This is a genomic window from Mesorhizobium sp. M4B.F.Ca.ET.017.02.2.1 (genome assembly GCF_003998955.1).
In the GTDB taxonomy this organism is placed as follows: Bacteria; Pseudomonadota; Alphaproteobacteria; order Rhizobiales; family Rhizobiaceae; genus Mesorhizobium; species Mesorhizobium abyssinicae.
In genome coordinates this window covers 1-10955 of record NZ_RZOF01000213.1, presented here as the reverse complement: position 1 = coordinate 10955, position 10955 = coordinate 1, and the positions used below count along the sequence as shown (strand labels likewise).

Sequence of the window (10955 nt, the reverse complement as noted above, 5' to 3'; positions counted from 1 at the left end):
ATCGTGTAGTGCATGTTCTTGTAAGGGAAGCGCAGGCCGGCGGTGTGGAAGAACATGGTGTTCTTCAGCTTGGCGTTGCGCTCGCCCTTGAGCACGGCGTCGGCGGCCTCCTCGACATCGGGCATCGCCCTCGAATTCATCGGCCGCGTCATCACGCCGGGGGCAAACTGGCCCCGCTCGCCGACGACCTCGCAGATCGTGCTGCCGTGCTGACCCGAGCGCAGCCGGTTCATGACGACCGTGCCGACGGCGATCATGCCGTCGCGGCTCGACCGGTTGGATTCGAAGAACATCGCCCTTTGAAGGCATTCCCTGTCCTTGGGGGTGGCGCCGTAGGAGCGCGAGCTCAGGAAACTCGGCGTGATGGCATCGGTCAGCTTGGCCACCGACATGCCGTGCGAAGTGGTCTGGCTGCAGCCGGCCAGAAGCAAGGGGGAAGTGACGATGCCGAGGAACAGCAGCGGCGTCTTCCATCGCGTCGCGATCAACAAAAAAGCCTCATTTCCAGATGCCAGCCCGCCCCGAGATGTGGCAAGAATGAGACTCTTAAAGGCAAAAAGATGGCTAAAGGATTAGCATTCGTGCAGCATAGGTAAAACTTTATGAATGGCTGGAAACGACCGCGTGAACAAAGCCGGGGAATGTCTTAACAACTGCCCCGGCGTCCGATTTCCGTTCATAATCAATTAACTGGAGGCAGCCGGCTCAGAACGGCAATTTCATTCCGGGCGGGATCGGCAAGCCTGCCGTGAGCGCCTTGGTCTTTTCCTGCATGACCTGCTCGACCTTATTTTTGGCGTCATTGTGGGCGGCGAGAATGAGGTCCTCGACGATCTCGGCCTCATCCTCCTTGAGCAGCGACTGATCGATCTTCAGCACCTTCATCTCGAACTTGCCGGTCAGCGTCACGCTAACCAGGCCGCCGCCCGCCTGCCCGGTGGCTTCGAGCGTGGCGATCTCATCCTGCATGGCCTGGAACTTGGCCTGCATTTCCTTCGCCTTGCCCATCAGGCCGAGAAGATCCTTCATCCAAATGTCCTCTTCAGTTCATTGTTGGAGCATGATCTTGTCCGAAAACCGGTTCCCACTTTTCGGGATCATGCTCTAGATTTCGTCGTCATCCGCCGCCGGATCGACCGCCAGGTCGGCCTCGGCCTCTTCCACTTCCGGCACGTCCGGAATGCGCACATCGATGATCTTGGCGCCAGGGAAGCGGGCGAGGATGGCGGCGACCGTCGGGTCGCTCTTCGCATCAAGGAAGGCGATCTCGCGCTTCGTCGTTTCCATCTCAGCCAGCGTCTGCCCGCCATCTTCCTTCGACAGCGAGACCAGCCAGTTGCGGCCGGTCCAGGCACGCAACTTGGCGGTCAGGTCGTTGAGCAGCATCTTCGGCGCATCTTCGGTCAGGCTGACGTCGAGGCGGCCGGGCTCGATGCGCACCGGCCGCACGCAGCGCTTGATCAACACCTTGAAGGCGATGTCGCGATTGGCATCGGCAAGGGCGGCAATGTCGGCCAAGGACTTCACCGGCACAGCAGGCGTTTCGACGACCGGTTCCGGCGCCGCGACAAAGGCCGCGGGCACGGGCTGCGCCTCCACCAGCCGCATCGTCTGCGCGCCGCCTCCGGCGGACGACATGCGCGCCTGCGCCACAGCGCTGGCGCCCCCATTGCCGGGGCTTGCCGGCGCCCCGTTGGCGCGCGGCGCGCCATTCGGAACCGGCGAAGCGCCCTCCAGCGATTTCAGCGCCTCGTCCAGTGTCGGCAGGTCGGCGGCATGGGCGAGGCGGATCAGTACCATCTCGGCGGCGCTCACCGGCCGGTTGGAGGACTGCACTTCGGGGATGCCCTTCAGCAGCATCTGCCATGTCCTGGACAGCACGCGCACCGACAGGGCGCTGGCGAAATCGCCGCCGCGCCGGCGCTCATCCTCGGAGAGCGAGGCATCGTCGGCAGCCGTCGGCACGAAGCGCAGCCTGGTGACGAGGTGGTTGAATTCGGCAAGGTCGGTGAGCACCGCGGCCGGATCAGCGCCGGTGTCGTACTGGGCGCGGAATTCGGCCAGGGCCGCCGCGACGTCGCCCTTCATGACATGCTCGAACAGGTCGACGATGCGGGCGCGGTCGGCGAGGCCGAGCATGGCGCGCACGGCCTCGGCGCTGACCGTGCCGCTGCCATGGGCGATCGCCTGATCGAGGATGGAGAGCGAATCGCGCGCCGAGCCTTCGGCAGCGCGCGCGATCATCGCCAGCGCGTCGTCGTCGACCGAAATGCCCTCCTTGGCGGCGATCGCCGACAGATGCGCGACCAGCGCGCCGGCATCGATGCGCCTCAGATCAAAGCGCTGGCAGCGCGACAGGACCGTGATCGGCACCTTGCGGATCTCGGTGGTGGCGAAGATGAATTTGACGTGCGGCGGCGGCTCTTCCAGCGTCTTCAGCAGGCCGTTGAAGGCCTGGGTGGAGAGCATGTGCACTTCGTCGATGATGTAGACCTTGTAGCGGGCCGAGACCGGCGCGTAGCGCACGCGCTCGATGATGTCCCTGATATCGTCGATGCCGGTGTGCGAGGCGGCATCCATCTCGATGACGTCGACATGGCGGCCCTCCATGATCGCCTGGCAATGCTCGCCTGGGATCGACAGATCGACCGAAGGCTGGTCGACGGTGGCGGTCTTGTAGTTCAACGCTCGCGCCAGAATGCGCGCCGTGGTTGTCTTGCCGACACCGCGCACACCGGTCAGCATCCAGGCCTGGGCGATGCGCCCGGAGGCGAAGGCGTTGGTCAGCGTGCGGACCATCGGCTCCTGGCCGATCAGCTCCGAGAAATTCGAGGGGCGGTATTTGCGCGCCAGAACCCGATAGGCGCCTGCCTTATCCGTCCCCAAGTTTCCGGCTTCGCTCATTCGCCGTCAAAGCTCCCAGGACCACGACGGAAGGCGGTCCGATACCTGCGCATAGTTTCGCCCGCACGGCTTGGCGCCGTCAATGTCGCGAGAGAAAGGCGAAGAGGCGGGAGGCTGGAACAATGACCCGTTCCGGGCTCGTTAGGGCTGCTTCCTTCCGGACCTGACCCGGTTGGCGAGTGGATCGTCCACCACCAACCTCCCGCGCTCCATATCGGCAATTCGGCGATGAAATGCAAGGGCAGACCTGATTGAGCAGCCCAAACCGGATGTGCCGCGGGGCAGCAAGACCTTCAAATCCGCAATATCGGCCAATGATTCGCTTGCAGCCCCATTGCAGCCGCTCTAGCGTTCATGGCTCAAAAGACGCTGCAATGCCCACAAAAGTGAAGGAAACGCCAATGCTGCCGGGCCTCAAGGCCGGATTCACGCTCGACGCCAGGCTGGAGGCGGACAGCGAGCAGCTGATGTGGCTCGGCCTGTGCGAACTCAGGCTGATGAACGATTGCCGCTGGCCATGGCTCATCCTGGTGCCGCAGCGGCCGGGCGTGGAGGAAATCCATGACCTGACGCCGCTCGACCAGGCGATGCTGACCTTCGAGACCAACATGGTGGCGCAAGCGCTGAAGAAGGCGACAGGCTGCACCAAGATCAATACCGGCGCGCTGGGCAACATCGTGCGCCAGCTGCACATCCATGTCATCGCCCGTTCGGAGGGCGATGCGGCCTGGCCAGGGCCGGTCTGGGGGCATGGCCTGCGCGAGCCCTACAGCAGTTCCGAGATCCGGCGGTTTGCCGAAACGATCAAGGCGGCGCTATAAGCTGACCTCGTGTCCATCCCCGAAGCCCTGAGTCCCCATGACCTTCCGCCTGTTTGACGCGCCCTTGCGGGAGCCGAGCCAATTCGTCGGCTTCGCCGGCAACACGATCGACCGGCAGTCGGAGACGCGCGCCGACGACTCCGTCGAACAGGCGCTCGCCGATGCCGCGACGCGGCTTCTCTTGATGCATGGCGGCCGGCTCTACCTGAAACTCGACGGCGACAGCTTCGACCCCTGGTTCGCGGCACCGGAAAGCCAGCCGTTCAAGGTCTCGCTCGACCAGGGTGTGCTGCTCGGCTTTTCCGACGCCGGCCCGGTGCTGGCGGTGCCGGCGGGCATCGAGCCGGAAGAGCTTCCCGAGACCGTCAAAGCGATCGACTACCGCTCCGTCTACATGCAGGGCCTGATCGACGAGGCGGCGGCCGGCGCTCTGGCGCAAGGGGCGGCTCTTCTTGCCTGGCATGCCAGCCACGCCTTCTGCTCGAAATGCGGCAACCGTTCGGAAATGCGCGCCGGCGGCTACAGGCGGCACTGCCCGGCCTGCGGCACCGATCACTTCCCGCGCACCGATCCGGTGGCGATCATGCTGACGGTGACGGCGGACAAATGCCTGCTCGGGCGCGGCCGGCATTTTGGGCCCGGCATGTATTCAGCACTTGCCGGCTTCATCGAGCCCGGCGAAACGATCGAGGCGGCGGTGCGCCGCGAAACGCTGGAGGAGGCCGGCATCCGGCTCGGCCGCGTCGTCTACCACGCCAGCCAACCCTGGCCGTTCCCCTATTCGCTGATGATCGGCTGCTTCGGCGAGCCGCTCAACGACGACATCCAGGCCGATCTCAACGAGCTGGAGGACTGCCGCTGGTTCTCGCGCGACGAGGTGCGCCTGATGCTCGACAGGACGCATGCCGATGGCTTGATCACGCCGCCCAAGGGGGCTATCGCGCATCACCTCATCCGCGCCTGGGTCGACAGCGAATAGGAGCAGAAGAATGATCCGTCACACCGTTGTGTTCACGCTGAAGCATCCCTTGCAGTCGCTGGAAACGAAGCGCTTCCTGCACGACGCCAAAAAGATCCTCACCGGGATCAAGGGCGTCACGCATTTCGAGCAGTTGCGGCAGGTGAGCCCGAAGAACGACTACCAGTTCGGCTTCTCGATGGAGTTCGCCGACCAGGCGGCCTATACCCGCTACAACGAACATCCCGACCATGTCGCCTTCGTCCGCGACCGCTGGGTGCCCGAGGTCGAGAAATTTCTCGAAATCGATTATGTGCCGCTTGGCTTTGGCTGAGATTGGATCGAGCGCCAACGTCTGAGATTAGCCCGGACCTTCATGAGGTCGTCATCCCAGGGCGGAGCGACGCACCAAAGGGCAGCGCTCGACTGTAACGGCATGGATCCTCGGGTCTGCGTGCGTCGCTTCGCTCCTTGCTTCGCCCGTGGATGACGAAGCGTCTCGCCTGACCTCGCAGGCGCAGCCAGCTAATCCGCGACCTTCCACTGCTCGCGCGACGCGCTTGCCGGATAGACGCCGAGGATGCGCATCTCGCGCGAGAAGAAGCGCAGCTCGTCGAGCGCCATCTTGACCAGCGGATCGTCCGGATGGCCCTCGATGTCGGCGTAGAACAGCGTCGCGGTGAAGGCGCCGAGCTGGTAGCTCTCCAGCTTGGTCATGTTGATGCCGTTGGTGGCGAAGCCACCCATCGCCTTGTAGAGCGCGGCCGGCACGTTGCGGACGCGGAAGATGAAGGTGGTCATCATCTTGGCATCGGCAGACGGCCGCTCGGCCCACTGCTTGTTCTTGGTCAAAACGACGAAGCGGGTGACGTTGGAGTCGGTGTCCTCGACGTTCTTCTCGATGATGTCGAGGCCGTAAAGCTCGGCGGCGAGCGCCGGCGCCAGCGCCGCCATGGTGCGATCCTTGACCTCGGAGACCATCTTCGCCGAGCCGGCCGTGTCGCCGGCGACCACCGGCTTCCAGCCATTCTTGCGGATGTATTTGCGGCACTGGCCGAGCGCATGAATGTGGCTGTGCACGGTCTTGATCTCTTCGCGCTTCACCCCCGGCAGCACCATCAGCTGGAAATGGATCGGCAGGAAATATTCGCCGACGATGTGCAGCCGCGATTCCGGCAGCAGGTGATGGATGTCGGCGACGCGCCCGGCAATCGTGTTCTCGATCGGGATCATGGCGAGCTCGGCCTTGCCGGTCTCGACCGCGTTGAAGGCATCCTCGAAGGTCGGGCACGGCAACGGCTCCATCGACGGGAACATGTTGCGGCAGGCGGTGTCGGAATTGGCGCCCGGCTCGCCCTGGAAGGATATTCTGTTGGTCTTTTCAGGCATGCCCAATATCTCAGTTTGAAAGGATTTCCCTGGCGCGCTCCAGGTCGTCGGGCGTGTCGACGCCGAGCGGCACGGACTGCACGATCTCGGCATCGATGCGCATGCCGGCCTCCAGCGCCCGCAGCTGTTCCAGCCGCTCGCGTCGTTCCAGCGGCGACGGCTTCAGCGCGACGAAGCGCTCGAGCGCGGCTCGCCGATAGGCGTAGAGGCCGATATGGTGATAGAGCGGCCCCTCGCCCCAGGGCGCGGTGGCGCGGGTGAAATAGAGCGCCCTGAGCCGTGTCGCAGACAGCGGCGAACCGACGATCTTGACGACGTTCGGATTGGTCTTCTCCTCGTCGCGGACGATCTCGACGCCGAGCGTCGCGATGTCGACCGATTTATCCTCGAGCGGCTTCAGCGATGCGCCGATGATCTGGGGATCGATGGTCGGCAGGTCGCCCTGCACATTGACGATGGTTTCGACCTTTTTCTCCGGATCGAGCGCATTCAGCGCCTCGAAAATGCGGTCGGAGCCGGACTGGTGATCGTCACGCGTCATCACGGCCTCAAAGCCGTGCGCGCGCACCGCTTCCGCCACCGCCTCGGTGTCTGTCGCCACCACGACCCGGCCAAGCCCGGCCTCGGCGCCGCGGCGGGCGACATGGACGATCATCGGCACGCCAGAAATGTCGGCCAGCGGCTTGCCCGGCAGGCGGGTCGAGGCCATGCGGGCCGGGATAAGGATGAGCGTGGACATCGGTGCGACGGGGCGTTGGAAAAGGGGGCTGGCGAAAGTGGCAAAAGGTCTCACTGGAAGCGCCCTTATAGGTGTTGCAACGCCGGAGCAAAAGACCTAGTTTCCGCCCGATTTGACCGGCCTGAGAGGTCGGTTCGGGATACCGACGGACGGAGTGGACGGATCGGTCCGCCGGAAAAGGGAGCAAGGGGCGCATGGATTCCAACGAAGTCAACAAGCTGCTCGCCGGTCTCCTTGGCACCGTCTTCGTCGTCTTTTCGGTCGGCATCGTGTCCGACGCGCTGTTTGCCTCGCCCGCACCCGAGAAGCCCGGCTTCGCCATCGAGGCGGCAGAGCCCGCCGAAGGCGGCCCGGCCGCCCCGGCCGCTGAAGCCAAGCCGATCGCCGACCTGCTCGCCACCGCCAATGTCGAGGCGGGCGCGGCCGTGTTCAAGAAATGCCAGGCCTGCCATTCCGGCGAGAAGGGCGGCCCGAACAAGGTCGGCCCCGATCTCTGGGACATCGTCGACCGTCCCGTCGCCGAGCATGAGGGCTTCGCCTATTCGGCCGGCATGAAGGATTTTTCCAAGGGCGGCGCCGAGAAGTGGACCTACGACAACCTCAACCACTTCATCACTTCGCCGAAGAAGTTCGTGAAGGGCACGGCGATGGGTTTTGCCGGCCTGCCGAAGGACGAGGACCGTGCCAACGTGATCGCCTATCTGCGCACGCTGTCGGACAGCCCCAAGCCGTTGCCGGCGCCCGGCGCTTCGGCCGAAGCCAAGCCTGCGGAAGGCGCCGCGCCGGCCAAGCCGGCCGAGGGCGCAGCCCCCGCCAAGCCGGCGGCACCCGCTCAATAAACAATTTGTCATAAAGACATCCTCAGAAAAGCCGGGTTCGTCCCGGCTTTTCTGTTAGGAAAACCGCATGTGTGGCGACAAAGCCGGCGCATTGCGGTTTCCACGGTCGTCAAATGATCTAGATTGCCGGTGGGGATTGTTCGCTAGAGGAGAACGCATGACGGTTGGCCGAACTGTTCTCAAATCCGCACTGATAGCGGCCGCCCTTGCCGGCAGCCTGCAGGCCGGCTTCGCGGATGAATGGCGCACCACCTCCTCGCTGATCGGCGACTCCAAATACGGCGACAACTTCCAGCACTACGACTATGTCAATCCGGACGCGCCGAAGGGCGGCACCTACAATTCCGTCGTTCTCGGCACCTTCGACAGCTTCAACCCCTACATCGTGCAGGGTTCGCCGGCCGCGGGGCTGGTCGGCTTCGGTGGCGGGCTGCTCTACGACACGCTGATGGAGCAGTCGACCGACGAAGGCAGCACCAGCCATCCGCTGATCGCGGACGCCTACAAATATCCGGCCGACTATTCCTCGGCGACCTACCGGCTGGACCCGAGGGCCAAATGGCACGACGGCGAGCCGATCACCACCGACGACGTGATCTGGTCCTTCCAGGTGCTGAAGGCCAACAGCCCGCAATACAGCCGCTATTTCGAGAACGTTACCGACGCCGTCGCCATCTCGGACCGCGAGGTCGAGTTCCATTTCAACCAGAAGGGCAATCGCGAACTGCCGAAGATCATCGGCGACCTCGCCGTGCTGCCGAAGCACTGGTGGGAAGGCACCGACGCCAACGGCAAGAAGCGCGATGTCACCAGACCGACGCTTGAACCGCCGCTCGGCTCGGCCGCCTACAAGATCGCCAGCTTCAAGCCGGGTTCGGAAATCGTCTGGCAGCGCGTGCCGGACTATTGGGCTGCCAAGCTGCCGGTGAAGATCGGCCGCGAGAATTTCGATACGCAGCGCTTCACCTACATCCTCGATGACAATGCCGCCTGGCAGGCCTTCACAAAAGGCGGACTTGACGACATCAAGCCGGAAAACAGCTCGAAGCGCTGGAAGACGTTCTATAGTTTCCCGGCGATCCAGGCCGGCGACGTCATCAAACAGGAATTCAAGACCACCTCACCCGAGCCGATGCAGGCCTTCATGCTGAACCAGCGGCGTCCCCTGTTTGGGGATCGCCTGGTGCGCGAGGGACTGACCTATCCGTTCGATTTCGAGACGATGAACCGCACGCTTTTCTATGGTTTCAACACCCGCACGCAGAGCTATTTCCAGGGCACGGAACTGGCATCCAGCGGCCTGCCGCAGGGCAAGGAGCTGGAAATCCTGGAAAAGTACCGCGACAAGCTGCCATCCGAGCTCTTCACGCAGGAATTCAAGCTGCCGGTCTACGATACCCCTCAGGCCGAGCGGAAATATCTGAAGCAGGCGGTCGAGCTGTTCGCCAAGGCCGGCTGGGTCATCAAGAGCGGCAAGATGGTGAACGCCAAGACCGGCGCGCCGTTCAAATTCGAGATCCTCGGCTGGAACGATACCGACCAGGTCATCGCCAGTCCCTGGATCGCCAATCTGCGTAAGATCGGTGTCGATGCGACGCTGCGCATCATCGACCAGACCCAGTATGTCAACCGCGTCAACAATTTCGATTACGACGTCATCATAGGTCAGCTCGGGCAGTCGGAATCGCCCGGCAACGAGCAGCGCGACTTCTGGAGCTCGAAGGCCGCCGACAAGCCTGGGTCGCGCAACTATGCCGGCATCAAGGATCCGGTCGTCGACGCGCTCGTCGACCGCATCATCTTCGCCACCGACCGCGACGACCTCGTCGCCGCCACCCACGCGCTCGACCGGGTGCTGCTGTGGAACTTCTATGTGGTGCCGCAATATTACCGCGCCGTGTTGTGGCTCGCCTACTGGAACAAGTTCGGCATCCCGGAAAAGCAGCCGACCTATAGCGGCGCCGACCAGAGTTCCTGGTGGATCGACCCGGCGAAGGAAAAGGCGCTGGCGGCCAAATACAAGAGCAGCAATTGATGGGGCGACAACCGACGATGGCGCTCTCCCGCCGCGATGTCCTGGCGCTCGGCGCCGCCGCTACGGCCGCCGCGCTATTACCCGGCCGCGCCTTCGCCGCCACTCCGACGGGCGTGAAACTGCACGGACTGTCGGCGTTCGGCGACTTGAAATACAAGCGGGATTTCGCGCATTTCGACTACGTCAACATCGACGCGCCGCAAGGCGGCACATTCAACTTCTCGCCGCCCAACTGGGGCTACAACCAGAGCCCGCAGACCTTCAACACGCTGAACTCCTACACGCCCAAGGGCGATTCGCCGCCCCGCATGGGCCTGTGCTTCGATTCGCTGATGACCAGGGCGCTGGACGAGCCGGACGCCGTCTACGGCCTGATTGCCGACGGCGTGACGATTGCGGACGACCGCAACAGCTTCACCTTTTCGCTGAGGCCCGAGGCGCGCTTCCATGACGGCACGCCGCTGACCGCCGAGGACGCGGCCTTCTCCTTGAAGCTGTTCAAAGAAAGGGGCCATCCCGACCTGTCGCTGTCGCTAGCCCATCTCGAGGATGCGGTCGCCGTCGATCCGCGCACGCTCAGGCTGAGTTTCTCCGGCAAGCAATCCGCCCGCACCATCCTCAACATCGTCGAATTCCCGATCCTGTCGAAGGCCTTCTATACCGCCAACCCATTCGATTCCTCGCAACTCAACCCGCCGCTCGGATGCGGCGCCTACAAGGTCGGCCGCTGGTCGGCCGGGGCCTGGATCGAATTTGAGCGGGTGGCCGACTATTGGGGCAAGGATCTTCCGGCCAATCGTGGCCAGAACAATTTCGAGCGCATCCGCATCGAGTTCTACCAGGATCGCACCGCCGGCTTCGAAGCCTTCAAGAAGGGCGAGATCCTCTACAGGGAGGAGTTCACTTCGCGGGTCTGGGCGACGGCTTACGACTTTCCGGCCTTCACCGCCGGCAAGGTGGTCAAGCGCGAATTCCCGGCCGAGGCCTTGCCCTCGATGCAGGCCACCGCCGTCAACCAGCGGCGTGAGCAGTTTCGCGACCCGCGCGTGCGGCAAGCGATCGGGCTCTGCTTCGACTTCGAATGGACGCGGCGCAACTTCTTCTACGGCTCCTACGAGCGCTCGCAATCGTGCTTCGAGAAATCGGACTTTCGCGCGCAAGGCACGCCTTCGCCCGAGGAGCTTGCCCTGCTGGAGCCGCTGCGCGACCAGCTGCCGCCGGAGACCTTCGGCGAGGCGGTGACGCAACCCGCCTCGGACGGTTCGGGGCG

11 protein-coding genes and 1 other RNA gene are annotated in these 10955 nt (G+C 63.8%); 6 read left to right on the top strand and 6 right to left on the bottom strand.

What is annotated here, in order from left to right:
* The 4 genes from EN738_RS22435 to ffs all read right to left on the bottom strand — a co-directional run.
* A partial coding sequence (locus EN738_RS22435) for a cell wall hydrolase (RefSeq protein ID WP_189605926.1) occupies positions 1-488 on the bottom strand: 488 nt, incomplete at its 3' end.
* A gap of 217 nt (positions 489-705) precedes the next feature.
* Positions 706-1029 (bottom strand): YbaB/EbfC family nucleoid-associated protein, encoded by a 324-nt coding sequence (locus tag EN738_RS22430; protein WP_127285629.1) that lies wholly within the window; start codon positions 1027-1029, stop codon positions 706-708.
* Between the two features lie 75 nt (positions 1030-1104).
* Positions 1105-2904 carry a DNA polymerase III subunit gamma/tau gene (locus tag EN738_RS22425; RefSeq protein WP_127285628.1) on the bottom strand — a complete coding sequence of 600 codons (1800 nt, stop codon included), beginning with the start codon at positions 2902-2904 and terminating at the stop codon, positions 1105-1107.
* A 106-nt stretch (positions 2905-3010) separates the two neighbouring features.
* Positions 3011-3107: signal recognition particle sRNA small type (ffs, locus tag EN738_RS22420), an RNA gene on the bottom strand.
* Between the two features lie 198 nt (positions 3108-3305).
* Between ffs and EN738_RS22415 the strand changes: the two genes are divergently transcribed.
* The 3 genes from EN738_RS22415 to EN738_RS22405 are packed head-to-tail and all read left to right on the top strand — an operon-like array spanning position 3306 to position 5017.
* Entirely contained in the window at positions 3306-3725 is a 420-nt protein-coding gene (locus EN738_RS22415) for an HIT family protein (protein WP_127285627.1), read from the top strand.
* Between the two features lie 37 nt (positions 3726-3762).
* Positions 3763-4704, top strand: a complete 942-nt coding sequence (gene nudC, locus EN738_RS22410; protein ID WP_127285626.1) for an NAD(+) diphosphatase — start codon at positions 3763-3765, stop codon at positions 4702-4704.
* A 10-nt stretch (positions 4705-4714) separates the two neighbouring features.
* Positions 4715-5017, top strand: coding sequence for a Dabb family protein (locus EN738_RS22405; protein WP_127285625.1), 303 nt, complete (start codon positions 4715-4717; stop codon positions 5015-5017).
* 191 nt (positions 5018-5208) lie between these two features.
* On the opposite strand, the gene EN738_RS22400 is transcribed toward EN738_RS22405, so the two are convergent.
* Both EN738_RS22400 and EN738_RS22395 read right to left on the bottom strand, forming a co-directional pair.
* Positions 5209-6072 carry a prephenate dehydratase gene (locus EN738_RS22400; RefSeq protein ID WP_127285624.1) on the bottom strand — a complete coding sequence of 288 codons (864 nt, stop codon included), beginning with the start codon at positions 6070-6072 and terminating at the stop codon, positions 5209-5211.
* A gap of 10 nt (positions 6073-6082) precedes the next feature.
* Entirely contained in the window at positions 6083-6811 is a 729-nt protein-coding gene (locus EN738_RS22395) for a 3-deoxy-manno-octulosonate cytidylyltransferase (protein WP_127285623.1), read from the bottom strand.
* 194 nt (positions 6812-7005) lie between these two features.
* Between EN738_RS22395 and EN738_RS22390 the strand changes: the two genes are divergently transcribed.
* The 3 genes from EN738_RS22390 to EN738_RS22380 form a co-directional block, all read left to right on the top strand.
* Positions 7006-7650, top strand: coding sequence for a cytochrome c family protein (locus tag EN738_RS22390; RefSeq protein WP_127285622.1), 645 nt, complete (start codon positions 7006-7008; stop codon positions 7648-7650).
* A gap of 157 nt (positions 7651-7807) precedes the next feature.
* Positions 7808-9685 (top strand): extracellular solute-binding protein, encoded by a 1878-nt coding sequence (locus EN738_RS22385; RefSeq protein ID WP_127285621.1) that lies wholly within the window; start codon positions 7808-7810, stop codon positions 9683-9685.
* Positions 9685-10955: extracellular solute-binding protein (locus tag EN738_RS22380; protein ID WP_145966900.1), on the top strand; the 1271-nt coding region annotated here is incomplete at its 3' end. The genes EN738_RS22385 and EN738_RS22380, both read left to right, overlap by 1 nt.